Genomic DNA, 24,709 nt, shown 5'->3' with positions numbered 1-24,709 from the left:
GCATGCGCAAGTCCGCCAGATACAGCACCCTGGCCGCCGCCGGCCTGCTCGCCCTCTCCTCCCTCACCGCCTGCGCCAACGACGCGGCGAGCACGGCCTCCACCGGCTCCGGCAAGGGCACGAAGGTCAAGATCATGGTCGGCGGCCTGGACAAGGTCATCTACCTGCCCGCCATGCTCACCCAGCGGCTCGGCTACTTCGACGCCGAGGGCCTGAACGTGGAACTGCTGACCGAGCCGGCCGGCGTCCAGGCCGAGACGGCGCTCGTCGCCGGCCAGGTCCAGGGCACCGTCGGCTTCTACGACCACACGCTGGACCTGCAGACCAAGGGCAAGGCCGTGGAGTCCGTCGTGCAGTTCTCGCAGGCTCCCGGCGAGGTGGAGGTCGTCTCCACCAAGGCGGCCGGCGACATCACCTCCCCCAAGGACTTCAAGGGCAAGAAGCTCGGCATCACCAGCCTCGGGTCGTCCACCGACTTCCTCACCAAGTACCTCGCCGTCAAGAACGGGGTGAAGGTCAGCGACTTCTCACCGGTCGCCGTCGGCGCGGGGGCGACCTTCGTCTCGGCGCTCCAGCAGGGCTCCATCGACGGCGGCATGACGACCGACCCGACCGTCGCGACGATCCTGGACAAGAAGGCGGGCAAGGTCCTGGTGGACATGCGGACGCCGGAAGGATCCCAGAAGGCCCTCGGCGGGCCGTACCCGTCGTCGAGCCTGTACATGCAGACGGACTGGGTCAACGGTCACAAGGACACCGTCCAGAAGCTGGTCAACGCGTTCGTCAAGACGCTCAAGTGGATGTCCACGCACAGCGCCGCCGAGATCGCGGCCAAGATGCCCGCCGACTACGCCCAGGGCGACAAGGACCTCTACACGCAGTCCATCACGAGCACGCTGCCCATGTTCACCGACGACGGGGTGATGCCGGAGAACGGCCCGGAGACCGTGGAGAAGGTGCTCAAGGCGTTCAACACGAACATCCAGAACACCGATGTCGACCTGAGCAAGACGTACACCACGGAGTTCGTCGAGGCGGCCAAGTAAGGCAAGTAAGGCAAGTAGGGCAAGTAAGACGAGCGGGACGAGCAGGACGAGCAGAACGCCTCAGCCGCGGGTCGCCCACACGTAACGGTGTTCGGGGCGGCCCGCGTCGCCGTACTTGAGGGTCAGCCGGGCCCGTCCGGTGCGTTCCAGGAGCTTCAGATAGCGCTGGGCGGTCTGCCGGCTCACCCCCGTCCGCTCGGCGATCTCCTGCGCCGACAGCGGGCCCTCGGCGGTCATCAGGGACTGGCGCACCAGCTCGGCGGTGGTGGGCGAGTGCCCCTTGGGCAGCCCCGGTTCGGACGGCGCGGACAGGGCGCCGAAGATGCGGTCCACCTCGGCCTGTTCGGCCTCGCCGCCGCCGTCCAGGGTGCGCCGCAGCTGCGCGTAGGCCTCCAGCTTGGCGCGCAGCCCGGCGAACGCGAACGGCTTGACCAGGTACTGCAGGGCGCCGTGGCGCATCGCGGCCTGCACGGTCGACACGTCCCGGGCCGCCGTCACCATGATCACGTCGGTCTGGTGGCCGCGCCGGCGCATCTCCCGGACCACCGCGAGTCCCGTGTCGTCGGGCAGGTAGTGGTCCATGAGGACCAGGTCGAGGCGGGGCAACGTCTCCAACCGGTGCAGCGCCTCGGCCGCGTTGTGGGCCTCGGCGGCCACATGGAAGCCGGGCACCTTGCCTACGTAGGCCGCGTTGACCCGGGCGACCCGGGTGTCGTCGTCCACGACGAGGACCTCGATCATCGCGCCTCCTCCTCGGCCGGGGTGAGTGCCGGCCCGAACGCCGGCTCCGGTTCCGGTTCCGGCTCGGTCAGCGCCTCGGGGAGTACCACCGTGAACTGCGCGCCCCCGCCCTCCGGTTCGCCCACGGACGCGCTGCCGCCCTGCCGTTCGGCGAGCCGGCGCACCAGGGAGAGCCCGATGCCGCGCTTGCCGTGCGCGGGCGGCTCCTTGGTGGACCAGCCCTCCGTGAACACCACTTCCCGCTGCTCCGCGGGGATCCCGGGCCCCGTGTCACGCACCCGGAGGACCACCGCGCGGCCCTCCGCGCACAACTCCACCTCCACGCGCGCGTGCGGAGTACCGGCGACCGCGTCCAGCGCGTTGTCCACCAGGTTGCCCACGACTGTGACCAGCCCCCTCGGGTCGATCAGCCGGTCCGGGAGCCGGGTGCGGTCGGACACCCACAGGGCGACCCCGCGCTCGGCGGCGACGGTCGCCTTGCCGACCAGCAGGGCGGCCAGCAGCGGGTCCCGGATCTTCTCCGTGACCTGCTCGGCGGTGACCCGGTGGTCGCCGACCACCTCGCCGACGAACTCCACGGCGTCGTCGTACATCTCCAGTTCCAGCAGCCCGAGCAGGGTGTGCATGCGGTTGGCGTGCTCGTGGTCCTGGGCGCGCAGGGCGTCGATCAGACCCCGCGTGGAGTCGAGTTCGCGGCCGAGCTGTTCCAGCTCGGTGCGGTCGCGCAGGGTGGCCACCGCACCGCCGTCGTCGGTGGGCATGCGGTTGGCGACCAGGACCCGCTGGCCGCGCACGGTGAGCAGGTCGGTACCGGCGACCCGGCCGGCCAGGACGTCGGTCGTACGGCCGGTGCCCAGCGCGTCGTCGGGGGAGCGGCCGACGGCCTCGTCACCGATGCCCAGGAGCCGCCGCGCCTCGTCGTTCAGCAGCCGGATGCGTCCGCCGCGGTCGAGGGCGACGACGCCCTCCCGGATGCCGTGCAGCATCGCCTCACGCTCCGCGAGCAGCGCCGAGATGTCGGAGAAGGCCAGGTCGCGGGTCTGCCGCTGGACCCGCCGGGAGATCAGCCAGGCGGCCAGCGCGCCGGCCGCGAGGGCGCCGCCGGCATAGGCGAAGAGGCCGGGGATCGTGCTGAGCAGCCGCGCCCGCACGCTGTCGTACGCGATGCCGACCGAGACCGCCCCGATGATCCGGTGCTGCGCGTCGTACAGCGGCACCTTGCCGCGCGCGGAGCGGCCGAGGGTGCCGTTGTCGATCTGCATGACCTCCTTGCCGTCCAGTGCCTCCTGGGGGGAGGTCGACACATGCCGGCCGATCTCCGAGGGGGTGGTGTGCGACCAGCGGAATCCGCCGAGGTCCATGACCACGATGTACTCGGCGTTGGTGGCCAGCCGGATCCGTTCGGCTTCCTTCTGCACCGGCCCGTTCACGGTCGGCGCGGTGGTCAGCACACCCTGGGCGATCTGCGGGTCCTGCGCCGTGGTCTGGGCGATCGCCAGGGCCCTGCGCATCGCCTCCTGGTCCAGCTGCTTGCTCAGCGGTGCCAGGAAGAGCCCGGTGGCGAGCACGGCGACCCCCGCGGCGATCGCCAGCTGCATCAACAGGACCTGGGAGAACACCTTCCGGGGCAGTCGGGGGCGCAGACGGCGCACGGGGGGCGTGGGGCTCATACCCACGACGGTACGTGCGCGGGTACGCCGTGCTTAAGGGGGTGTGGCGTGGATCTCCTGACCGGTTCTCGGGGAAGTCCGGGTCAGCTCGCCGTCGCCGTCCGCAGCTCCCGCAGCGACACCACGTCCATCCGGGCCGGCGACCCCAGCACCGACACCCCGCAGCTCTCCGGGCGCGGTGGCAGCGAGTCGCCCTGGGCCACGCCCACTCGCCAGCGGCGGCCGTCGGTGTGAGCGACCGTGACCTCCCAGCGCGGGGCCGGGCCCTCGGTCCGCACGACGCTCAGCGCGCCGGCCGTGTACTCGCCCGCCGCCTCGCGCACAGCCAGTTCGGCCGCCTGGCCGGGCCGTTCCCAGGCGGAGCAGCCGCGGCACCCGTCCAGCACCACCCGGCCCTCATGGACGCCGTGCAGGACCTCCTTGACGGCATGGGCCTCGGCGCGGCCGTAGGCGTAGCCGTACGGCAGGACGAGCACCGTCGGGGAGAAGCGATGACCACCCAGATGGGTGACCTCCCAGATGCCCTCCACCCCGGACGCGGCCAGCTCCGCGGCGAGCGGGCGGCCCAGCAGGGCGCAGCAGCGGTCGCGCCTGCCGTTGGTGCAGACGAGCGCGAGCGGGGTGCCCGGGTGCGGCCGGCCGCCGAGGACCGCACCGAACGAACGGTGGTCGCCCGCGCCGAGCGCGGCGAGGTCGAGGTCGAGCAGGCGGGCCGGGTCGCTGGTGGTGGCGCTGTGCAGCCAGATGTTGCCGGGGACCGTGTGGGCGACGTACACCTGGCGCGCGGAGGGGATGCCGGGGTCGGCGTGGCGGCCGGGGCGGCGGATGAGCGCGACCCGGACGCCGGTCCCCTCGGCGGCCGCCTCCAGGGCGCGGCCCAGTGCGGGGTCCAGGTGGCTCGAAGTGAGCGCCTTGGGACCCCACGGGCCGGGTTGTTCCAGCAGCAGCCACGTCGTCGCGGTGGCGGCGGTACCCGAAACGGGCTCGTCGAGCATCCGGGAGACGGTTGCGCACCTACTCACAGAGGTGAGCCTAACCTGACTTCGCCCCCGGTGACTTCCGGCCTCGATCGGACCCGCCTCCGGTGCGGGCTATTCCGGCAGGGGCTGCGGTGGTTTCGGGCCGACGTAGTGGCCGCTGGGGCGCATGCGCAGCGGGTGTTCCCCGTACTCCTCCAGGGCGTGGGCCATCCAGCCCGCCGTCCGGGCAACGGCGAAGATCGTCTCGCCGGCGGTGGCCGGCATCCCGCACGAGGCCGTGAGCACGGCGAGCGCCAGGTCCACGTTGGCGTGCAGTGGGGCGTGCCGGGCGGTCGTCGCGACGACGTCCCGGGCCGCGAGCAGGGCAGGCTCTGCGCGGGGGACGTCCTCCAGCAGGGCGAACAGCGCACGCGCGCGGGGGTCCTCGCCCTGGTAGAGGCGGTGGCCGAGGCCGGGGATGCGGCGGCCCGCGCGGAGTTCGTCCGCGATCACCGTGACCGCGGTGCCCTGGTCGAGGACGTCGAGCAGCATCCGGTGGGCGAGGCCGCTGGAGGCACCGTGCAGGGGGCCTTCGAGCACGCCGAGCCCTGCCGACACGGCCGCGTACGCGTGCGCGCGGGCGGAGGCGGCGACCCGGACGGCGAGCGTGGAGGCGGCCAGGTCGTGGTCGACGAGCAACGCGAGCGCGGTGTCCAGGACGCGCAGCTCGGCCTCGCCCGGGGCGGTGCCGGTCAGCCGGCGCCACAGGCGGTGGGCCAGCGGGCCGTCGTCGTGCCCCGGCCCGCGCCGCACCGGCAGGGCGGCGACGAGCGTGGGGATCAGTACGCGCGCGGTGCCGAGGACGGACTCCTCGGACAGGTCGAAGCGCAGCGGGTCCTCGGCGGCCGCGGCGATCGTGGCCACCCGCAGCCGGTCGGTGGGCGAGGTGTGCTCGGGCAGCGCGTCGACGGCCCGGCGGGCCACCGCGACGGTGGCCCCAGGGGCGGTGAAGGTCGTGCCCCGGATCATGCGGCCCGTCCACAGCCACTCGGCCACCTCCTCGTAGGAGTGGTGCGCGGCGAGTTCGGTGGCGTCGACGCCCCGGAAGAAGTACCGGTCCTGGTCGATCAGCGTGATCCGGGTGCGCACCGCCAGGTCACCGCCGGAGCCCGGACTCCCCGCGGCCTCCCGTCTGTTGCGCCGGGCGAGCGCCGCCACCTCCCCGGCGTCGAAGGTGCTGGCACGGCCCCCGGGCTCGCGTCTGCTGCTGAGCTGACCCCGGCTCACGTAGGCGTACACGGTCTCCGGCTTCACACCGAGCAGTTCGGCGGTCTCCCGGGTGCTCAGCCGCCGCGCGGGACTGCCGGGAGCGGTGTGTTGATCGTGCATGGGCGTCACCGTAGCCGCTCCGGCATGGATTGACTTGATCAATGTTGATGGAGGCCGGGCGGCTCGCGGGAAGACGATGGTGTGGTTGCCGTGCCGGACGCCCCGGCCCTCCGCGTGCCACAGCACGGCCCGGGAGAGCGCGGCCCGTTCCCCCCGTCCGCGCCCCGGCGCCGGAGGTCGGCGCCGGAGGCCGGCGGCGGAGGCCGGCGGCGGTGTCGGCATGGGTGACGCGGACGACGTCCTGTTCGATGATCGGGCCCTCCGGAGCGCGGAAGACGGCGATCCACGCGGAGGTCGCGCGTTTCCCCCCGGCGGTCAGCTTCGCGCGCGGTGGAGCGGCGGTGGAGCGGCGCCGCGAGCCCCGCCGGCGGAGCGCTCCCGTCGCCGCCGGTGACGACAGCGGTCGCCGGGACCATAAGCTCACTGCATGACCGACCACACCCGTACCCTCTCCCTGGTCCTGGGTCTGATCAGGAGCGGAGCGGCCGTGACCAGGCCGGACCTCGGCCGGCAGACCGGGCTGGGCCGGACGATCATCACGCAGCGGGTGGACCACGCGGTCCGGGTCGGCCTGGTGGCCGAGGGTGAGCCGGCCCCCTCCACCGGCGGACGGCCCTCCCGCATCCTGCGGATCGCGTCCGGCCGCGGTGCCGTCCTCGGCGCGGTGTTCGGCGCCACCCATCTGCACGCCGCGGTGACCGACCTCGACGGGACGCTGCTCGCCGACCGGCGGGTGGTGTGGGACATCGAGTCCGGCCCCGAGGCGTCCCTGGCCACGCTGGTCGCAACGGCGGAGCGGCTGCTGAGCCCGGAGCTGCGGGAGCGCCTGTGGGGGGTGTGCGTGGGCGTGCCCGGGCCGGTCGACTTCGCGCGCGGGATGCCGGTGCGGCCGCCCATCATGGCCGGCTGGCACGGCTTCCCGCTCCGGGACCGGCTCGAAGCCCACTACGACGTGCCCGCCTGGGTCGACAACGACGCCAACCTGATGGCGCTGGGCGCCTGGAGCCGGACCCGGGCGGCCGCCGGTGACAACATCCTGCTCGTCAAGGCGAGCACCGGCATCGGCCTGGGCCTGATGTCCAGGGGCCGGCTGCACCGGGGAGCGCGCGGCGCGGCCGGCGACCTCGGGCACACCATCGTCGCCGAGGAGTCCCGGCACCGGTGCCGGTGCGGCAAGTTCGGGTGCCTCGAAGCCTTCGCGGGCGGCTGGGCCCTCAGCCGTGACGCGCGTGCCGCGGCCCTGGAGGGGCGCAGCCCCTTCCTGGCCGAGCGGCTGGAGCGGCTGGAGCGCCGGGACGCGCCGCTGGCCGTCACCGACGTGCTCGACGGCTGCCGGGCCGGCGACCGGGTCAGCACCGAGCTCGTCGCCAGGGCGGGCGAACTGGTCGGCGGGCAACTGGCGACGCTCGTCAGCGTCTTCAACCCCTCGACGGTCTACCTCGCCGGAGTGCTGGCGCAGGCCGGCGACGTGTTCCGGGACCCCGTGGCCGAGGTCGTGGCCAGACGGTCCCTGCCGCTGGCCACCGACGAACTCGTCATCGCCCGGGTCGACCTCGGCCGCGCCGAGGGAGTCGTCGGAGCGGCGACCCTGGCCACGGACGGGCTGCTGCACCCCGACCTGCTCGATCAGTGGGTCCGGCACGGCAGCCCGCGCGGGATCCGCGCCCGCACCGGCGACCTCACCGGGCCGGTTCCCCTCGACGTGCCGCTGGCCGGGGCGCGGTAGCGGCTCACCCGTCCGCGGCCGCTACGTCGACCCAGCCGCCGCCGCGCGCCGAGTCGACGACCGCCCCGGCGAGCTCCGCCGCGCGCAGTCCGTCGGCGAAGGTCGGCATCCCGGTGACCTGTTCGCCGCGGATCGCGGCGTAGGCGTCGGCCACGAAGTCGGCGAAGGCCTCGTAGTAGCCCTGGGGATGCCCGGACGGCAGACCGGCCGCCCGCCCGGTGGGGGCGCCGGGCCGGTTCGGGTCGCGCAGCAGCACCTCGTTGGCGGCCCGGCCCCCGATCCACAGCGACTCGGGGGTCTCCTGGCGGAACGCGTAGCTGGCGTCCGGCCCGTCGAAGGAGAACGACAGTGCGTTCTTGTACCCGGCGGAGACCTGGCTGACCACCACCGAGCCGATCGCACCCGCGTCGGTCTCGAGGAGGACGACCGCGCCGTCCTCGGTCTCGACCGGGCGCGGGGTGCCGTCGGCCCCAGGTCGCGCCGGGACCGCGCGGGCGAAGGACGCGTTCACCCTGGTGATCCGCTGCCCGGTCACGAACTCGGCCAGATCGCACCAGTGGACCCCGATGTCCCCGAACGCGCGCGTGGCACCCCCGTCCGCCGGGTCCACCCGCCAGTTGGTGGCCTCGGGGTCGGCGAGCCAGTCCTGCAGATAGCTGCCGTGGATCAGCCAGGGCGGCCGGTGCCCGGGCCGCCGGATCCGCTCGCGGGCCTCCCGTACGGACGCGTAGTAGCGGTAGACGAAGGGCACGGCTGTGACGAGCCCGCTCTCCGCCGCCAGTTCGGTGAGCTCGCGTGCGGTCGCGGCGTCGGTGGCCAGCGGCTTCTCGCAGACGACCGGCACCCCGGCGGCCAGGGCCGCGCGGCAGAAACCGGCGTGCGTGGCGTTGGGCGTGCACACGTGCAGGACGTCCACTCCGTGCCGCAGCAGGTCCTCGACCGAGTCGAAACCCTGCCCGGCCCGGAACTCCGCGGCGGCGCGTCGGCCCTTGCCGGGCGTCGACCCGACCACGCCCACCACGTCGCCGCCGGCCACGAGCGCGGACCGGGTGTGCACGGCCCCCATGAAGCCGGTACCGATGACACCGACGCGCATGACACGCACCTCTTCTCTCTTCCAGGAGCTGACGGAGTTAACGCGTGAACAGATCGAAAAAACGGAGAGCGATGCCTTCCGCAAGGTCGACTTTTGCTCACCGTAAGCTAAAGTGACGGGAACGCCAAGGAGGCCGCACATGAACCAGAGCCAGGCACAGAGCCGGGAACCGGCCCGGCAACCGGTCACCCTCTTCACCGGTCAGTGGGCGGATCTGCCGTTCGAGGAGGTGGCGCGGCTGGCGAGCGAATGGGGCTACGACGGACTGGAGATCGCGGCCTCCGGCGACCACCTGGACCTGGCCCGCGCCGAGGCCGACCCCGACTACCTGCCCCACCGGCAGGCGATCCTGGAGCGCCACGGGCTGAAGGTCTGGGCGATCTCCCACCACCTCGGCGGCCAGGCCGTCTGCGACGACCCGATCGACTTCCGCCACCAGGCGATCCTGCGCCCGGAGATCTGGGGCGACGGCGACCCGGATGGCGTCCGGCAGCGCGCGGCCGAGGACATGAAGCGCGCCGCCCGTGTCGCCCGCAGGCTCGGCGCCGACACGGTCGTCGGGTTCACCGGATCGAAGATCTGGAAGTACGTGGCGATGTTCCCGCCGGTCTCCCAGGCGGTGATCGACGAGGGGTACGAGGACTTCGCGCGCCGCTGGAACCCGATCCTCGACGTCTTCGACGCCGAGGGTGTGCGCTTCGCCCACGAGGTCCACCCGTCCGAGATCGCCTACGACTACTGGACCAGCGAGCGCACCCTGGAGGCGATCGGCCGCCGCCCCGCCTTCGGCTTCAACTGGGACCCCTCGCACATGATCTGGCAGGGCGTCGACCCCGTCGGCTTCATCACGGACTTCGCCGACCGCATCTACCACGTCGACTGCAAGGACACCCGCCTGCGGCCGCCGTCGGGACGCGCCGGGATCCTCGGCTCCCACCTGCCCTGGGGCGACCCGCGCCGGCGCTGGGACTTCGTCTCCGTCGGCCACGGGGACATGCCCTGGGAGGACGCCTTCCGCACCCTGGCCGCCATCGGCTACGACGGGCCCGTCTCGGTGGAGTGGGAGGACGCGGGCATGGACCGGCTGCACGGCGCGGCCGAGGCCGTCGGCCGGATCCGCTCGGCTCTGTGGCCGCTGCCGAAGGCGTCCTTCGACTCGGCGTTCAGCAACCAGTGACCGCGCCGGGCGGCGGTCGATCGACCCCGCCCGGGTCGCAGCCGCTCCCCCTGCCCGGGCAGCGGCCGGTCACCGTGCCCGGGTCGCAGCAACTCCCCCTGCCCAGGCAGCGGCCGGTCACCGTGCCCGGGACGCAGCAACTCCCGCCGCCCGGGCAGCGGCCGGTCACCGTGCCCCGGTCGCAGCCGCTCCCCCTGCCCGGGCAGCGGCCGGTCACCCCGCCCGGGACGCAGCAACTCCCGCCGCCCGGGCGGCAGCCCGTCACCCCGCCCGGACGCCTCCCGTCCGGCGCCGGGCGCGGACGGCCGGTGCGGGGCGGGACCGGCGGGTCGTGTCGTCGTCCCGTGGCTCATGGCGAGGACGACAGCAGCGCACCGCACGGCGGCGCCGGGCCGGCCGGCTCCGGCAAGCCGACGTCGGGCGTCCGGCAGGGCCGTCCGGCGGGCGGCATGGCCGGCATCGACGGCCGCACGGTACGCGGGGCCGCGGCCTGAGGTGGCCGGCACCGTCGGCGGGTAGCCGGAACGGGGCGCGGTGTCCGGTCCGGCGGGATTTCCTATCCTGGACCGGCCCGCCACACCCCCGCGCGAAAGAGGCCCCCGTTGGAGCACCACCCCACCCCCCGGCAGATCCCGGTGGTCGTCCTCGCCGGATTCCTGGGGTCCGGGAAGACCACGCTCCTCAACCACCTGCTGCACCGCAGCGGCGGCAGCCGGATCGGGGCGATCGTCAACGACTTCGGGGCCATCGAGATCGACGCGATGGCCGTGGCCGGCGCCCTCGGCGACTCGACCGTCTCGCTCGGCAACGGGTGCCTGTGCTGCGCCGTCGACGCCGGCGAACTGGACGTCTACCTGGCGCGGCTCACCGCCCCCGGCACCGGTGTCGACGTCGTCGTCATCGAGGCCAGCGGTCTCGCCGAACCCCAGGAACTCGTCCGGATGCTGCTCGCCAGCGAGCATCCCGGCATCGTCTACGGCGGCCTCGTCGAGGTCGTCGACGCCGCCGAGTTCGACGACACCCGCGCCGAGCACCCCGAGATCGACCGGCACCTCGCCCTCGCCGACCTGGTCGTCGTCAACAAGCTCGACCGGGCCGCGGAGGGCGGGGAGCGCGTCCTCGGGCTCGTGCGGTCGCTCAGCGACCGTGGAGCCGCCGTCGTCCCCGCCACCTACGGCCGTGTCGACCCCGAGTTCCTGTTCGACTGCCGGCCCACCGCCGAGCGCATCGGACAGCTGTCCTTCGACGACCTGCACGACCACCACGACGGCGATGGCGAGGGCGACGTGCACGAGGGACATCTGCACACCGCCTACGACAGCCTCTCCTTCGCCACCGCGCAGCCCCTCGACCCCCGTCGGCTGATGGGCTTCCTCGACAGCCGTCCCGAGGGGCTCTACCGGATCAAGGGCTACGTCGACTTCGGGCCGTACGACCCGGGCAACCGGTACGCCGTGCATGCCGTGGGGCGGTTCCTGCGGTTCTACCCGGAACCCTGGGGACGTGGCGAGGAACGGCTCACGCAGCTCGTGCTGATCGGCTCCGGCATCGACGCGGACGCGCTCCGCAAGGAGCTGGAGGCGTGCACCGACGACGCCCCACACGCCGACGAACACGGCATGTGGGGCGTCCTGCGCTACGTCCAGGGCCTCGCGGAGGGCCCCGGGGACGAGCCCGCGGGGGAGTACGAGGCCTAGACCGGGCCCGCCACCACCGACACCGTCTTCGCCAGCGACACGCCGGAGCCGTCGCGGCGCGGGTCGATCTCCGGCAGGTCGACCGGGGTGCCGGTCTTCTGGGCCGCCTTCGCCGGGACCGGGCCCGCCCAGGCGAAGGACAGGCAGTCCTCGCCCTTCAGGAACCGCTGGCAGCGCACGCCGCCGGTGGCGCGGCCCTTGCGGGGGTACTGGTCGAACGGTGTCAGCTTGGCCGTCGTCTGCACCGAGTCGTCGAGGGTGCCGCGTGAGCCGGCCACCGTGAAGACCACCGCGTCGGCGGCCGGGTCGACGGCCGTGAAGGAGATGACCTTCGCGCCGTCGGTGAGCTTGATGCCGGCCATGCCACCCGCCGGACGGCCCTGCGGACGCACCTGGGAGGCCTGGTAGCGCAGCAGCTGGGCGTCGTCCGTGATGAAGACCAGGTCCTCCTCGCCGGTGCGCAGCTCCACCGCGCCGACGATCCGGTCGCCCTCCTTGAGGGTGATGACCTCCAACTCGTCCTTGTTGGTCGGGTAGTCGGGGACCACGCGCTTGACCACACCCTGCTCGGTGCCGAGGGCGAGACCCGGCGACGATTCGTCCAGGGTGGTCAGGCAGACCACCGTCTCGCCGTCCTCCAGGGAGAGGAACTCGGAGAGGGGCGCGCCGCCGGCGAGGGTCGGGGCCGTCGCCGTGTCCGGGAGCTGCGGGAGGTCGACGACGTTGACGCGCAGCAGGCGGCCCGTCGAGGTGACCGCGCCGATCTCACCGCGCGCGGTCGCGGGGACCGCCGAGACGATGACGTCGTGCTTGGCGCGCTTGCCGTCGGAGTCCTCCGCGAACGGCTCGCCGTTCATGGTGCGGGCGAGCAGACCCGTCGAGGACAGCAGCACCCGGCAGGGGTCGTCGGCCACCTGGAGGTCCACCACGGCCGCCGGGGCACCCGAGGCCTCCAGCAGGACGGTGCGCCGCTCGGTGCCGAACTTCTTGGCCACCGCGGCCAGTTCGGCCGAGACCAGCTTGCGCAGCTCGGCGTCCGAGTCCAGGATCCGGGTCAGCTCGGCGATCTCCGCGGTGAGCCTGTCCTTCTCGGCCTCCAGCTCGATGCGGTCGTACTTGGTCAGACGACGCAGGGGCGTGTCCAGGATGTACTGCGTCTGGATCTCCGACAGCGAGAAGCGCTCCATCAGACGCTGCTTGGCGTCCGCGCTGTTCTCGCTGGAGCGGATCAGCCGGATGACCTCGTCGATGTCGACGAGGGCGGTGAGCAGACCCTCCACCAGGTGCAGCCGGTCACGGCGCTTTCCGCGGCGGAACTCGCTGCGCCGGCGGACCACGTCGAAGCGGTGGTCCAGGTAGACCTCGAGCAGCTCCTTGAGGCCCAGGGTGAGCGGCTGGCCGTCCACCAGGGCCACGTTGTTGATGCCGAAGGACTCCTCCATCGGCGTCAGCTTGTACAGCTGCTCCAGGACCGCCTCCGGCACGAAGCCGTTCTTGATCTCAATGACCAGGCGCAGCCCGTGCTCGCGGTCGGTGAGGTCCTTGACGTCGGCGATGCCCTGCAGCTTCTTGGCGTTGACCAGGTCCTTGATCTTGGCGATGACCTTCTCGGGGCCGACCGTGAAGGGCAGTTCGGTGATGACCAGGCCCTTGCGGCGGGCCGTCACCGTCTCCACCGCCACCGTGGCCCGGATCTTGAAGGTGCCGCGGCCCGTCTCGTAGGCGTCCCGGACGCCGTCCAGGCCGACGATCCGGCCGCCGGTGGGCAGGTCGGGCCCGGGGACGTGCTTCATCAGCGTGTCCAGGTCCGCGTTCGGGTAGCGGATCAGGTGCCGGGCGGCCGCGATGACCTCGCCGAGGTTGTGCGGCGGCATGTTGGTCGCCATGCCGACGGCGATCCCCGAAGAGCCGTTCACCAGCAGGTTCGGGAACGCGGCGGGCAGCGCCACCGGCTCCTGCTCCTGGCCGTCGTAGTTGGGCGCGAAGTCGACCGTGTCCTCGTCGATCGACTCGGTCATCAGGCTGGTCGCCTCGGCCATCCGGCACTCGGTGTACCGCATGGCGGCCGGCGGGTCGTCGTTGCCCAGCGAGCCGAAGTTGCCGTGGCCGTCGACCAGCGGGACCCGCATCGAGAACGGCTGGGCCATGCGCACCAGCGCGTCGTAGATCGACGAGTCGCCGTGCGGGTGCAGCTTGCCCATCACCTCGCCGACCACGCGCGCGCACTTCACGTAGGCGCGGTCGGGGCGCACGCCCATCTCGTTCATCTGGTAGACGATCCGGCGGTGCACCGGCTTGAGGCCGTCGCGGGCGTCCGGCAGGGCGCGCGAGTAGATGACCGAGTACGCGTACTCGAGGTAGGAGCCGCGCATCTCGTCCACGACGTCGATGTCGAGGATTCTCTCCTCGAACGAGTCGTCGGGCGGCGGGGTCTTCGTGCTGCGGCGGGCCATCGCTGCCGGCTCCTTGCTCATGCGTGAACGGGATCTGACGCGGACCATTGTGGACCGCGGCACTGACAACCCGGGCCAGGACCCGGTCTCCGCGGCCCGCCCCGGTGCCCGGAGGCCGCCCGGAGCGCGGCCCGGAGACATTCGAGGCGGGTCGGACGCAGGCTACGCGATCCGCCCGCGCGATCCGCTGTGGGCGTACGTCGTGCGGGAACTTCGCCCGGCCCCCGCACGCTTGCATACAGTGGCAGGACCGGCAGAAAAACCGCGGTTCGGGACCGCTTCCGCGAGCGAAGGGACGTACATGCCCATGGGTCACACGACCACGGCCGAGACAGGCTCCGGGGGCCTGGCAGCGACCGAGCACCGCTTGGCCAACGGTCTGCGCGTGGTGCTCTCCGAGGACCACCTGACCCCGGTCGCGGCGGTCTGCCTCTGGTACGACGTCGGTTCCCGCCACGAAGTCAAGGGGCGCACCGGCCTGGCTCACCTTTTCGAGCACCTGATGTTCCAGGGCTCCGCCCAGGTGAAGGGCAACGGGCACTTCGAGCTCGTCCAGGGCGCCGGCGGCTCGCTCAACGGCACCACGAGCTTCGAGCGCACCAACTACTTCGAGACCATGCCCGCCCACCAGCTGGAGCTCGCGCTCTGGCTGGAGGCCGACCGCATGGGCTCGCTGCTCGCCGCCCTGGACGACGAGTCGATGGAGAACCAGCGGGACGTCGTCAAGAACGAGCGCCGCCAGCGCTACGACAACGTCCCCTACGGCACGGCCTTCGAGAGGCTGACCGCGCTCGCCTACCCGGAGGGCCACCCCTACCACCACACGCCGATCGGCTCGATGGCGGACCTGGACGCGGCCACCCTGGAGGACGCGCGCGCGTTCTTCCGCACCTACTACGCGCCCAACAACGCGGTGCTCTCCGTGGTCGGCGACATCGACCCCGAGCAGACCCTGGCCTGGATCGAGAAGTACTTCGGTTCGATCGCGGCGCACGACGGCAAGCCCACCCCGCGTGACGGCTCGCTGCCCGAGATCATCGGCGAGCAGCTGCGCGAGGTCGTCGTCGAGGAGGTCCCCGCGCGGGCGCTGATGGCCGCCTACCGGCTCCCGGAGGACGGCACGCGCGCGTCCGACGCGGCCGACCTGGCCCTCACCGTCCTCGGCGGCGGCGAGTCCTCCCGCCTCTACAACCGCCTGGTCCGCCGCGACCGTACGGCCGTCGCGGCCGGCTTCGGCCTGCTGCGGCTCGCCGGGGCGCCCTCGCTCGGCTGGCTGGACGTGAAGACCTCCGGTGACGTCGAGGTGCCGGTCATCGAGGCCGCCATCGACGAGGAGCTCGCCCGGTTCGCCGAACAGGGCCCGACGCCCGAGGAGATGGAGCGCGCCCAGGCCCAGTTGGAGCGCGAGTGGCTGGACCGGCTCGGCACCGTCGCGGGCCGCGCCGACGAACTGTGCCGCTTCGCCGTCCTGTTCGGCGACCCGCAGCTCGCCCTGACCGCCGTCCAGCGCGTCCTGACGGTCACCCCGGAGGAGGTCCAGGAGGTCGCCAAGGCGCGCCTGCGCCCCGACAACCGCGCGGTGCTCGTCTACGAACCCAAGTCCCCGGAGACGGTCGAGGACGCCGACGTACCCGAGGACCCCGAGGCCGAAGCCACGGTCGAAGCCGGCGACGACAACGAGGAGACGGCCAAGTGACCGAGCTCGCCACCATGGACTTCCACCCCCAGCCGCAGCCGGGCGAAGCCAGGCCCTGGGCCTTCCCGGCCCCCGAGCGCGCCACTCTGGACAACGGCCTGACCGTGCTGCGCTGCCACCGCCCCGGCCAGCAGGTCGTCGCCGTCGAGGTGCTCCTGGACGCGCCCCTGGACGCGGAGCCGGCCGGCCTGGACGGCGTCGCCACGATCATGGCGCGCGCCTTCTCCGAGGGCACCGACAAGCACGCCGCCGAGGAGTACGCCGCCGAGCTGGAGCGGGCGGGCGCCACCCTCGACGCGCACGCCGACCACCCCGGCGTCCGCGTCAGCCTGGAGGTCCCCGCCTCCCGGCTCGCCAAGGGCCTCGGACTGCTCTCCGACGCCCTCCGGGCCCCCGCGTTCGCCGAGAGCGAGGTCGAGCGGCTGGTCCGCAACCGCCTCGACGAGATCCCGCACGAGCTGGCCAACCCCAGCCGCCGTGCCGCCAAGGAGCTCTACAAGCAGCTCTTCCCGTCCACCGCGCGGATGTCCCGGCCGCGCCAGGGCACCGAGGACACCGTCGAGAAGATCGACGCGGCCGCCGTCCGCGCCTTCTACGACCGGCACGTGCGTCCGGCCACGGCCACCGCGGTCGTCGTCGGCGACCTGACCGGCATCGACCTGGACGAGCTGCTCGGCGAGACCCTGGGCGCCTGGCGCGGCTCCACCGCGCAGCCCCGCCCGGTCCCGGCGGTGACCGCCGACGACACCGGCCGGGTCGTCGTCGTGGACCGCCCCGGCGCCGTCCAGACCCAGCTGCTCATCGGCCGCGTCGGCCCCGACCGGCACGACCGCGTCTGGGCCGCCCAGGTGCTCGGCACCTACTGCCTGGGCGGCACCCTCACCTCCCGCCTGGACCGCGTCCTGCGCGAGGAGAAGGGCTACACCTACGGCGTCCGTTCCTTCGGGCAGGTCCTGCGGTCCGCCCCCGACGGCTCCGGCGCCTCGATGCTCGCCATCAGCGGCTCCGTGGACACCCCGAACACCGGCCCGGCCCTGTCGGACCTGTGGGCGGTGCTGCGCACGCTCGCCGCCGAGGGCCTCACGGACGCCGAGCGTGACGTGGCCGTGCAGAACCTCGTCGGGGTGGCGCCGCTCAAGTACGAGACGGCGGCGGCCGTCGCGGCCACCCTGGCCGACCAGGTCGAGCAGTACCTGCCCGACGACTTCCAGGCCACGCTGTACCGCCAACTCGCCGCCACCGGCACCGTGGAGGCCACCGCGGCGGTCGTGAACGCCTTCCCGGTGGACCGCCTGGTGACGGTCCTCGTCGGGGACGCGGCGCAGATCAAGGAGCCCGTGGAGGCGCTCGGGATCGGCGAAGTAACGGTCGTCACGGCCGAGTAGCGGCACGCGCGTGTGCGGAGCCCTGGTGACCGCCTGGCCACCAGGGCTCTGGAATGTCCGGATTGGGGCGGAGGTTGCCTGTCTGCCCTGTGGGATGCGCGACAAAAACGGTGATTCGTTTGAGCATTGAAGGCGGGCCCTCGTAGGTTCTTCCGGGCTGTCCGTCAGACATCGCGCCGCGTCCGCGGCACCGGACAGCCATCGCCGAGTCCCCGTACGGCGCGAGCCAGGGGAGCCGGGGACCCATGCAGTCCCTGGGGTGAATCGGGCGCCCGCGCGTGTCGCGAGGGGGCCCGTAGGAGACCTTCCTGCTCCGAACCCGTCAGCTAACCCGGTAGGCGAGAGGGAAGGAAAGGACCAGCCTCTACATGGCGTTCATGTGCGCCTCCGGGAAGCACCGTCGTCCCGGCCGGGTGAAGCGCACCACCGCGCAGGCCGCCGGTATCGCGGCCCTCACCACCACGGGTGTGATCGGCACCGTCTCCGCCGCCCCGGCGCTCGCCGCCGAGAACTCCGTGGAGCAGACCGGCCTCACCCCGGTCATCACGATCAGCGACTCCGTCGCCGAGCAGATCGACGCCCAGGCCGCCGCCCAAAAGGCGGTCGCCGAGCGCAAGGCGGCCGAGGAGGCCGCCCGCAAGAAGGCCGCGGAGCAGGCCGCGAAGGAGCGCGCGGCCAAGGTGCGCGCCGCCCGCGAGGCCGAGCGCAAGCGCCTCAACACCTTCGTCGCGCCGATCAGCGACTCCTACGTCTCCACCGGCTACGAGACCGGCGGCTCCCTGTGGTCGTCCGGCTCCCACACCGGCATCGACTTCCACGCCGCGAGCGGCACGGTCGTGCACGCGGTCGGCGTCGGCACGGTCGTCTCCACCGGCTGGGGCGGGGCGTACGGCAACGAGATCGTCATCAAGATGGCCGACGGCATGTACACCCAGTACGGCCACCTCTCGTCCGTCGGCGTCTCGGTGGGGCAGAAGGTCACCCCGGGCCAGCAGATCGGCCTCTCCGGCGCGACCGGCAACACGACCGGTCCGCACCTCCACTTCGAGGCCCGTACGACCCCCGAGTACGGCTCCGACGTCGACCCGGTGGCCTACCTGCGCAAGCACGGCGTGAACGTCTGAGAGAGCTGGACGCGGGTCCGGTGCCGAGAACGACGAGGGGGTTGCGATGCGTGCGCCGGGCGCGGGTACGTCGTGGCTGGTCGCCCAGTTCCCCGCGCCCCTTTCAGGGGCACTGTGCTTGACGCCCCTGAGAGGGGCGAGAGCAACCCCTACGCACCCGCACCCGTCCGGCGACGACAACCCGTGAGATCTTCCGAAGCCCCGGCCTCTGCGCCGGGGCTTTCGTCGTTTTCGTGCCGCCACTGTCCAAAATATATCCCTGGATTCCGGCCCCCCTTCGGAAATTCCGGCTCATTGCAATAGAGTCACGGAACGGGCGCCACTCGGCGGCGTTTCGCGGGGATTAAGACGGAGGTCGGACATGCGTATTCCGGCGCACTCGGTATGCACGGCGATCCGGGACGACATCGTCGCGGGTGTCTACGAGCGCGGCAGCCGGCTCACCGAGGAACTCCTGGCCCGCCGCTACGGGGTCTCGCGGGTGCCCGTCCGTGAGGCCCTGCGCACCCTGGAGGCGGAGGGCTTCGTGGTGACGCGCCGGCACGCGGGCGCGTGCGTGGCCGAACCGACCGAGCAGGAGGCCGCCGACCTGCTGGAGATGCGCATGCTCCTGGAGCCCCTCGGTGCCTCCCGGGCCGCCCAGCGCCGTACCGAGGCCCACCTCAAGGTGCTGCGCGGACTGGTCAGGCTGGGGCAGGAGCGGGCCCGGCGGGGCAACAGCGAGGACCTGCGCTCCCTGGGCGGCTGGTTCCACGAGACCCTCGCGCAGGCCTCCGGCAGCCACGCCCTGACCTCGACGCTCACCCAGCTGCGACACAAGATCGCCTGGATGTACACCGTGGAGACGCCCGCCAGCCCCGTGGAGTCCTGGGCGGAGCACGGCGCCATCGTGGACGCGGTGGCGCGGGGGGACGGCGACCGTGCCCGGGCCATCACGGCCCTGCACACCGAGCGCTCGACGGTCTCCCACCGGCTGCGATTTCCCGGCGCCACCGAACGGGCGAACGGTGTGAGGACTTCGCAACATCCCGTAAACATGTCGGGCCTGCGGCATTAACACGCGCGCCGTATACAAAGAGATGTTATTCGGTGGGGTCTATTTCCGCTGCCCGAATTCAAGCGCGCCGGGAATTCATGGTCGCGCTCGTTTCGCATGTCCGGGGTAAAGTCGGGCGCCGGGTTTCCGCGGACTCCGGGGCGTGACCGTCGTAAAGCCGCCTGCCGCCTGTCACCGGCGGCGGTGAAACGACGGGGCCGCGCCGACCCCTGGCGGAGTGGCGCGGCCCCGGACGTGCGGGTGCAGGTCGCTCAGACGGTCTCGGGGAGCTCCTCGAGACCCTCGGCGACCAGCTTGGCCAGGCGGTCGAGGGCGGCGTCCGCACCCTCGGCGTCGGAGGCGAGGACGATCTCCTCGCCGCCCTGGGCGCCCAGCCCCAGGACAGCCAGCATGGAGGCCGCGTTGACGGGGTTGCCGTCGGCCTTGGCGATCGTCACCGGGATACCTGCGGCCGTGGTGGCCCGGACGAAGATGGAAGCGGGGCGGGCGTGGAGGCCCTCGGCCCAGCCGACGTTGACGCGGCGCTCAGCCATGTGATGCTGCCCTTCGGTGTTCAGGGTTGTCTAGACCAGTTTCCCATATCGTGAAGCGTGCCCGGAGGGGGCGTGCGCCCCCGCGGGTGTGTCGTCGGACCGCGGCCTCGGTCCGACGTCCGTCCTCCACAGACTGCCTCGCGCCGTTGTCGGACGCGAGCCGTACTCTGGGGCCCATGCAGACCCCGGCGGACCCGCAGGACCGGCACGAGTACCCGTCCCACTGGGAGGCTGACGTGGTGCTGCGCGACGGGGGTACCGCGCGCGTCCGGCCCATCACCGTCGATGATGCCGAGCGCCTGGTCAGCTTCTACGAGCAGGTCTCGGACGAGTCGAAGTACTACCGCTTCTTCGCGCCCTACCCCAGGCTCTCCGCCAAGGACGTCCACCGCTTCACGCACCACGACTTTGTGGACAGGGTGGGACTCGCGGCCACCATCGGCGGCGAGTTCATCGCCACCGTACGCTATGACCGCATTGGCCCGGAGGGCGCGCCCGCCTCCGCACCCGCCGACGAGGCCGAGGTCGCCTTCCTCGTCCAGGACGCCCACCAGGGCCGGGGTGTCGCCTCCGCCCTCCTGGAGCACATCGCGGCCGTCGCGCGCGAGCGCGGGATCCGCCGCTTCGCCGCGGAGGTGCTGCCCGCCAACACCAAGATGATCAAGGTGTTCATGGACGCCGGCTACACCCAGAAGCGCAGCTTCGAGGACGGTGTCGTCCGGCTGGAGTTCGACCTGGAGCCCACCGACCGCTCCCTCGCCGTGCAGCGTGCCCGCGAGCAGCGCGCGGAGGCCCGTTCGGTACGGCGGCTGCTGGCACCGGGGTCCGTGGCCGTGATCGGCGTCGGCCGTACGCCCGGCGGCGTCGGCCGCAGTGTCCTCGACAACCTGAGGAACGCCGGCTTCACCGGCCGCCTGCACGCCGTGAACCGGGCCTTCCCCGACGGCCTCAAGGAGGTCGACGGGGTGCCCGCACACCGCTCCGTGCGGGACATCGACGGACCCGTCGACCTCGCGGTGGTCGCGGTACCCGCCGAGCACGTCCCCGAGGTCGTCACCGAGTGCGGCGAGCACGGCGTCCAGGGACTCGTCGTCCTCGCCGCGGGTTACGCGGAGAGCGGTCCCGACGGCCGCGAACGCCAGCGCGCGCTGGTCCGGCAGGCCCGCAGCCACGGCATGCGCATCATCGGCCCCAACGCCTTCGGGATCATCAACACCGCGGACGGCGTCCGGCTGAACGCCTCCCTCGCACCCGAGATGCCCCGCCCCGGCCGCATCGGCCTGTTCGCCCAGTCCGGCGCGATCGGCATCGCCCTGCTCTCCCGGCTGCACCGGCGCGGCGGCGGTGTCACCGGCACCACGGGCGTCTCCACCTTCGTCTCCTCCGGCAACCGCGCGGACGTCTCCGGCAACGACGTCCTGCAGTACTGGTACGACGACCCCGAGACCGACGTCGTCCTCATGTACCTGGAGTCCATCGGCAACCCGCGCAAGTTCACCCGCCTCGCCCGGCGGACGGGGGCGGCGAAGCCGCTCGTCGTGGTGCAGGGCGCGGGGCAGGCGCCGCCGGGCCACGCGGTCCGGGCCACGCGGCTGCCGCACGCCACGGTGTCCGCGCTGCTCAGGCAGGCCGGGGTGATCCGCGTCGACACGATCACCGAACTGGTCGACGCGGGGCTGCTGCTCGCCCGGCAGCCGCTGCCGGCCGGGCCGCGGGTGGCGATCCTCGGCAACTCGGAGTCGCTCGGACTGCTGACGTACGACCGGTGCCTCGCGGAGGGGCTGCGGCCGGCCCGGCCGCTGGACCTGACGACGCGGGCCAGTGCCGAGGACTTCCACCGGGCGCTGTCGCAGGCGCTGGCCGACGAGTCGTGCGACGCCGTGGTCGTCACGGCGATCCCGACCGTCGGGGAGGGGGCGGTGGGGGACGCGGAGCTGGCGGAGGCGCTCAGGTCGGCGGCGGAGGAGGTACCCGGGAAGCCGGTGCTGGTGGTGCACGTGGAGCTCGGGGGGCTGGCGGAGGCGCTGTCGGCCGCGGGCCGTACCGCACCGTCGGCTGCCGCGACGGCACCCGGCACCGGAGGCGGTGCCCACCTTCCCCCACTCCCGGCTTCGCTCGAGCCGGGGGACCCCCCTCGCCCTGTGGAACGGCTGCCCACGGCGGTACCCGCGAAGCCGCCCGCCGCCTACCCCGCCGCCGAGCGGGCCGTGCGGGCGCTGGCCGAGGCCGTCAAGTACGCGCAGTGGCAGCGGGAGGCCGCCGAGCCCGGGAAGGTGCCCGCGTACGACGACATCGACGAGCGGGGCGCCGCCGAGCTGATCGGCGGGCTGCTCGAACGCGGCGAGGGGCTCACCATCGGCGTCGAGGAGACCTGCCGGCTCCTCGGCAGGTACGGCATCGACGTCCACCGCGCACTGCCCGCCCCCACCTCCGGTGCGGCCGTCGACGCCGCCCGCGTCCTTGGCTACCCCGTCGCCCTCAAGGCCACCGCCCCCCACCTGCGGCACCGCGCCGACCTGGGCGGCGTGCGGCTCGACCTGGCGGACGAGGAGCAACTGCGCCGGGCGTACGACGAGTTGAGCGAGCTGTTCGGGCCGCCCGAGGAGCTGCGGCCGGTGGTGCAGCGGATGGCGCCCCGGGGTGTGGACACCGTCGTACGGGCCGTGATCGACCCGGCCGCCGGGGCCGTGGTCTCCTTCGGCCTCGCCGGGGCCGCCTCGCAGCTGCTCGGGGACATGGCGCACCGGCTGGTTCCGGTCACCGACCGGGACGCCACCGCACTGGTGCGCTCGATCCGGACCGCGCCCCTGCTGTTCGGCTGGCGTGGCTCGGCCCCCGTCGACACGCCCGCCCTGGAGGAGCTGCTGCTCAGGGTCTCCCGGCTGGTCGACGACCACCCCGAGGTCGTCGCGGTCACCCTGGAACCGGTCGTGGTCGCCCGGCAGGGCGTGAGCGTGCTGGGCGCCACCGTGCGTCTCGCACCGCCGCCGGCCCGCGACGATCTGGGTCCGCGCACCCTGCCCGCCTACTGACCCGTCCGCCCTCCGCGTCGAACGCCCGCCCGCCCCGGCGGCGTTCGGTGCGGCCGCGGGCGACCGCCGTGGCACCGGACGCGGCCGCGCAGGACTGGCCCGGGTCCCGCTGCCCACGGATTAGGATGGACGCCATGGCCAAGACCAGTACGACGACCCAGGGGCTGCGTGTCGCGATCGAGCGCAGCGGCTACTACCCGGCCCTCGTGGCCGAGGCGGTGGAGGCCGCCATCGGCGGCGAGCCGATCCGGTCGTACCTGGTCCACCAGGAGACGACGTTCGACCAGAACGAGGTGCGGCGGCACGTGACCGTGCTCGTCCTCACCGGCAACCGCTTCATCGTCAGCCACACCGACGAGCAGGCCGCCGACAGCACCTCCCCGACGCCGTACGCGACCACCTCGACCGAGTCGGTCAAGCTCGGCCGGATCTCGTCGGTGGTGGTGAGCCGGGTGGTGGCCAACCCGGAGCAGTACACGCCGGGCACCCTGCCCCGCGAGATCGTGCTGACCATCGGCTGGGGCGCCGTCTCCCGCATCGACCTGGAGCCCGCCGCCTGCGGTGACCCCAACTGCGAGGCCGACCACGGCTACACCGGCAACTCCACGGCGGACGACCTCAGCCTGCGGGTCAGCGAGGCCGGGGACGGCCCGGAGACGGTGCGCCAGGCACTCGCCTTCGCGCAGGCCATCTCCGAGGCGACCGCGGACGTCACCCGCTGATGGCGTACGCCGCCTGGGACCACCCCGAACCCCTCGCCCTCGGTTCCGCGCCGCTGCCCGAGTACGGCAGCGGTTCCCTCGCCGACCTGCTGCCCACCCTGGCCGCGGGCATGGCCGTACCCGGAACGACCGCGTCGATCACGGAGCTGACGCCCGCCGACCGCAACTGCGTCTTCCTGATCGACGGTCTGGGCTGGGAGCAGATCAAGGCCCACCCCGACGAGGCACCCTTCCTCACCTCGCTGCTCGGCAGCTCGCGGGGCGGCACCGGGCGGCCCCTCACCGCCGGCTACCCGGCGACCACCGCGACCTCCCTCGCGTCCGTCGGCACCGGCCTGCCGCCGGGCGCCCACGGCCTGCCCGGCTACACGGTACGCAACCCGCAGACCCGGGAGCTGATGAACCAGCTGCGCTGGCAGCCCTGGACCGACCCGGCCGCCTGGCAGCCGTACCCCACCGTCTTCCAGCTCGCCCAGGACGCCGGCGTGCACGCCGCCCAGGTGTCCTCCCCGCACTTCGAGCACACCCCGCTCACCAAGGTCGCGCTCAGCGGCGGAACGTTTCACGGGCGGCTGACCGGCGAGGAGCGGATGGACCTCGCGGCGGAGCAGCTCGCCGCCGGGGACCGCTCCCTGGTCTACACGTACTACGCCGAACTGGACGGCGCCGGGCACCGCTACGGCGTGGACTCCGACACCTGGCGCGGCCAGCTCATGCACGTCGACCGGCTCGTGCAGCGGCTCGCCGAGCAACTCCCGGCGCGCAGCGCGCTGTACGTCACCGCCGACCACGGCATGGTCGACATCCCGTTCGACGAAGAGCACCGCATCGACTTCGACGAGGACTGGGAGCTCAAGGCGGGTGTCGCCCTGCTCGGCGGCGAAGGCCGGGCCCGGCACGTCTACGCGGTGCCCGGCGCCGCGAACGACGTCCTGACCTGCTGGCGCGAGGTGCTCGGCGAGCAGTTCTGGGTGGCCTCGCGGGACGAGGCGATCGCGGCCGGCTGGTTCGGCCCGCCGGACCGGTTCGAGGAGCGGGTGTACGACCGGATCGGCGACGTGGTCGCGGCCGCGCACGACGACGTCCTGATCATCGCCTCCGAGCGGGAGCCGAAGGAGTCGGCGATGGTCGGCAACCACGGCTCGATGACCCCCGCCGAGCAGCTCGTGCCGCTGCTCGAAGTACGCTCCTGACACCCTGCCGCCT

The 24,709-nt window shown here is 73.0% G+C and carries 19 protein-coding genes and 1 riboswitch; of the genes, 12 read left to right on the top strand and 7 right to left on the bottom strand.

Features of this window, described 5'->3' with window-relative positions; genetic code table 11:
- Positions 1–2: 2 nt before the first annotated feature.
- On the top strand, positions 3–1,046 hold the full coding sequence (locus AB0472_RS24900; RefSeq protein WP_366359090.1) for an ABC transporter substrate-binding protein: 1,044 nt from the start codon (positions 3–5) through the stop codon (positions 1,044–1,046).
- Positions 1,047–1,106: 60 nt separating this feature from the next.
- Here AB0472_RS24900 and AB0472_RS24895 read toward each other — a convergent pair whose 3' ends face one another.
- The 4 genes from AB0472_RS24895 to AB0472_RS24880 all read right to left on the bottom strand — a co-directional run bounded on the left by AB0472_RS24895 (position 1,107) and on the right by AB0472_RS24880 (position 5,805).
- The gene (locus AB0472_RS24895; RefSeq protein WP_366359088.1) at positions 1,107–1,787 is read right to left on the bottom strand and encodes a response regulator; all 681 of its coding nucleotides are present in this window, start codon (positions 1,785–1,787) and stop codon (positions 1,107–1,109) included.
- Complete coding sequence (locus AB0472_RS24890) at positions 1,784–3,457, bottom strand: sensor histidine kinase (RefSeq protein ID WP_366359086.1); 1,674 nt, start codon at positions 3,455–3,457, stop codon at positions 1,784–1,786. Before AB0472_RS24890 ends, AB0472_RS24895 begins: the two co-directional genes overlap by 4 nt.
- Positions 3,458–3,540: 83 nt before the next feature.
- A complete protein-coding gene (locus AB0472_RS24885) occupies positions 3,541–4,479 on the bottom strand; it encodes a sucrase ferredoxin (protein ID WP_366359084.1) in 939 nt (312 codons plus the stop codon).
- Between the two features lie 69 nt (positions 4,480–4,548).
- Positions 4,549–5,805 carry a citrate synthase gene (locus tag AB0472_RS24880; protein WP_366359082.1) on the bottom strand — a complete coding sequence of 419 codons (1,257 nt, stop codon included), beginning with the start codon at positions 5,803–5,805 and terminating at the stop codon, positions 4,549–4,551.
- Between the two features lie 427 nt (positions 5,806–6,232).
- Between AB0472_RS24880 and AB0472_RS24875 the strand changes: the two genes are divergently transcribed.
- Positions 6,233–7,531 carry an ROK family protein gene (locus AB0472_RS24875; protein ID WP_366359080.1) on the top strand — a complete coding sequence of 433 codons (1,299 nt, stop codon included), beginning with the start codon at positions 6,233–6,235 and terminating at the stop codon, positions 7,529–7,531.
- 4 nt (positions 7,532–7,535) lie between these two features.
- Here AB0472_RS24875 and AB0472_RS24870 read toward each other — a convergent pair whose 3' ends face one another.
- The gene (locus AB0472_RS24870; RefSeq protein WP_366359078.1) at positions 7,536–8,627 is read right to left on the bottom strand and encodes a Gfo/Idh/MocA family oxidoreductase; all 1,092 of its coding nucleotides are present in this window, start codon (positions 8,625–8,627) and stop codon (positions 7,536–7,538) included.
- A gap of 139 nt (positions 8,628–8,766) precedes the next feature.
- On the opposite strand from AB0472_RS24870, the gene AB0472_RS24865 reads away from it, so the two are divergent.
- The 3 genes from AB0472_RS24865 (at position 8,767) to AB0472_RS24855 (ending at position 11,501) form a co-directional block, all read left to right on the top strand.
- Positions 8,767–9,804 carry a sugar phosphate isomerase/epimerase family protein gene (locus AB0472_RS24865; RefSeq protein WP_366359076.1) on the top strand — a complete coding sequence of 346 codons (1,038 nt, stop codon included), beginning with the start codon at positions 8,767–8,769 and terminating at the stop codon, positions 9,802–9,804.
- 344 nt (positions 9,805–10,148) lie between these two features.
- Positions 10,149–10,298, top strand: coding sequence for a hypothetical protein (locus AB0472_RS24860; RefSeq protein ID WP_366359074.1), 150 nt, complete (start codon positions 10,149–10,151; stop codon positions 10,296–10,298).
- A 108-nt stretch (positions 10,299–10,406) separates the two neighbouring features.
- Complete coding sequence (locus AB0472_RS24855) at positions 10,407–11,501, top strand: GTP-binding protein (protein WP_366359072.1); 1,095 nt, start codon at positions 10,407–10,409, stop codon at positions 11,499–11,501.
- Here AB0472_RS24855 and AB0472_RS24850 read toward each other — a convergent pair.
- A complete protein-coding gene (locus AB0472_RS24850; protein WP_366359267.1) occupies positions 11,498–13,954 on the bottom strand; it encodes a DNA topoisomerase IV subunit A in 2,457 nt (818 codons plus the stop codon). The genes AB0472_RS24855 and AB0472_RS24850 overlap by 4 nt on opposite strands.
- A 301-nt stretch (positions 13,955–14,255) precedes the next feature.
- On the opposite strand from AB0472_RS24850, the gene AB0472_RS24845 reads away from it, so the two are divergent.
- The 4 genes from AB0472_RS24845 to AB0472_RS24830 all read left to right on the top strand — a co-directional run bounded on the left by AB0472_RS24845 (position 14,256) and on the right by AB0472_RS24830 (position 19,216).
- A complete protein-coding gene (locus tag AB0472_RS24845) occupies positions 14,256–15,650 on the top strand; it encodes a pitrilysin family protein (protein WP_366359070.1) in 1,395 nt (464 codons plus the stop codon).
- Positions 15,647–17,035, top strand: coding sequence for a pitrilysin family protein (locus AB0472_RS24840; RefSeq protein ID WP_366359068.1), 1,389 nt, complete (start codon positions 15,647–15,649; stop codon positions 17,033–17,035). The genes AB0472_RS24845 and AB0472_RS24840 overlap by 4 nt, the downstream gene beginning before the upstream one ends.
- A gap of 192 nt (positions 17,036–17,227) precedes the next feature.
- Positions 17,228–17,391: riboswitch (cyclic di-AMP (ydaO/yuaA leader) on the top strand.
- Positions 17,392–17,403: 12 nt separating this feature from the next.
- Positions 17,404–18,159 (top strand): M23 family metallopeptidase, encoded by a 756-nt coding sequence (locus AB0472_RS24835; RefSeq protein WP_366359066.1) that lies wholly within the window; start codon positions 17,404–17,406, stop codon positions 18,157–18,159.
- A gap of 361 nt (positions 18,160–18,520) precedes the next feature.
- A complete protein-coding gene (locus tag AB0472_RS24830; RefSeq protein WP_366359064.1) occupies positions 18,521–19,216 on the top strand; it encodes a GntR family transcriptional regulator in 696 nt (231 codons plus the stop codon).
- A gap of 251 nt (positions 19,217–19,467) precedes the next feature.
- Here AB0472_RS24830 and AB0472_RS24825 read toward each other — a convergent pair whose 3' ends face one another.
- The gene (locus AB0472_RS24825; protein ID WP_019072943.1) at positions 19,468–19,749 is read right to left on the bottom strand and encodes an HPr family phosphocarrier protein; all 282 of its coding nucleotides are present in this window, start codon (positions 19,747–19,749) and stop codon (positions 19,468–19,470) included.
- A 176-nt stretch (positions 19,750–19,925) separates the two neighbouring features.
- Here AB0472_RS24825 and AB0472_RS24820 point away from each other — a divergent pair, with 176 nt between their 5' ends.
- From AB0472_RS24820 to AB0472_RS24810, 3 genes are all read left to right on the top strand, one after another.
- Positions 19,926–22,781 carry a GNAT family N-acetyltransferase gene (locus AB0472_RS24820; RefSeq protein ID WP_366359062.1) on the top strand — a complete coding sequence of 952 codons (2,856 nt, stop codon included), beginning with the start codon at positions 19,926–19,928 and terminating at the stop codon, positions 22,779–22,781.
- 125 nt (positions 22,782–22,906) lie between these two features.
- Positions 22,907–23,503 (top strand): DUF5998 family protein, encoded by a 597-nt coding sequence (locus AB0472_RS24815; protein ID WP_093498645.1) that lies wholly within the window; start codon positions 22,907–22,909, stop codon positions 23,501–23,503.
- Complete coding sequence (locus AB0472_RS24810; protein WP_366359060.1) at positions 23,503–24,696, top strand: nucleotide pyrophosphatase/phosphodiesterase family protein; 1,194 nt, start codon at positions 23,503–23,505, stop codon at positions 24,694–24,696. Before AB0472_RS24815 ends, AB0472_RS24810 begins: the two co-directional genes overlap by 1 nt.
- Positions 24,697–24,709: the final 13 nt, after the last annotated feature.

Source organism: Streptomyces sp. NPDC086777, assembly GCF_040702065.1.
GTDB lineage: Bacteria > Actinomycetota > Actinomycetes > Streptomycetales > Streptomycetaceae > Streptomyces.
The sequence above is the reverse complement of the archived record's forward strand: the minus strand, read 5'-3'. Positions and strand labels throughout refer to the sequence as shown.

Coding starts and splice junctions, on each gene's coding strand:
- AB0472_RS24895 (WP_366359088.1), bottom strand. CDS start 1,787: ATGATCGAGGTCCTCGTCGTGGACGACGACACCCGGGTCGCCCGGGTC.
- AB0472_RS24825 (WP_019072943.1), bottom strand. CDS start 19,749: ATGGCTGAGCGCCGCGTCAACGTCGGCTGGGCCGAGGGCCTCCACGCC.
- AB0472_RS24845 (WP_366359070.1), top strand. CDS start 14,256: ATGCCCATGGGTCACACGACCACGGCCGAGACAGGCTCCGGGGGCCTG.
- AB0472_RS24835 (WP_366359066.1), top strand. CDS start 17,404: ATGGCGTTCATGTGCGCCTCCGGGAAGCACCGTCGTCCCGGCCGGGTG.
- AB0472_RS24820 (WP_366359062.1), top strand. CDS start 19,926: ATGCAGACCCCGGCGGACCCGCAGGACCGGCACGAGTACCCGTCCCAC.
- AB0472_RS24850 (WP_366359267.1), bottom strand. CDS start 13,954: ATGGCCCGCCGCAGCACGAAGACCCCGCCGCCCGACGACTCGTTCGAG.
- AB0472_RS24865 (WP_366359076.1), top strand. CDS start 8,767: ATGAACCAGAGCCAGGCACAGAGCCGGGAACCGGCCCGGCAACCGGTC.
- AB0472_RS24890 (WP_366359086.1), bottom strand. CDS start 3,457: ATGAGCCCCACGCCCCCCGTGCGCCGTCTGCGCCCCCGACTGCCCCGG.
- AB0472_RS24880 (WP_366359082.1), bottom strand. CDS start 5,805: ATGCACGATCAACACACCGCTCCCGGCAGTCCCGCGCGGCGGCTGAGC.
- AB0472_RS24900 (WP_366359090.1), top strand. CDS start 3: ATGCGCAAGTCCGCCAGATACAGCACCCTGGCCGCCGCCGGCCTGCTC.
- AB0472_RS24870 (WP_366359078.1), bottom strand. CDS start 8,627: ATGCGCGTCGGTGTCATCGGTACCGGCTTCATGGGGGCCGTGCACACC.
- AB0472_RS24875 (WP_366359080.1), top strand. CDS start 6,233: ATGACCGACCACACCCGTACCCTCTCCCTGGTCCTGGGTCTGATCAGG.
- AB0472_RS24815 (WP_093498645.1), top strand. CDS start 22,907: ATGGACGCCATGGCCAAGACCAGTACGACGACCCAGGGGCTGCGTGTC.
- AB0472_RS24810 (WP_366359060.1), top strand. CDS start 23,503: ATGGCGTACGCCGCCTGGGACCACCCCGAACCCCTCGCCCTCGGTTCC.
- AB0472_RS24830 (WP_366359064.1), top strand. CDS start 18,521: ATGCGTATTCCGGCGCACTCGGTATGCACGGCGATCCGGGACGACATC.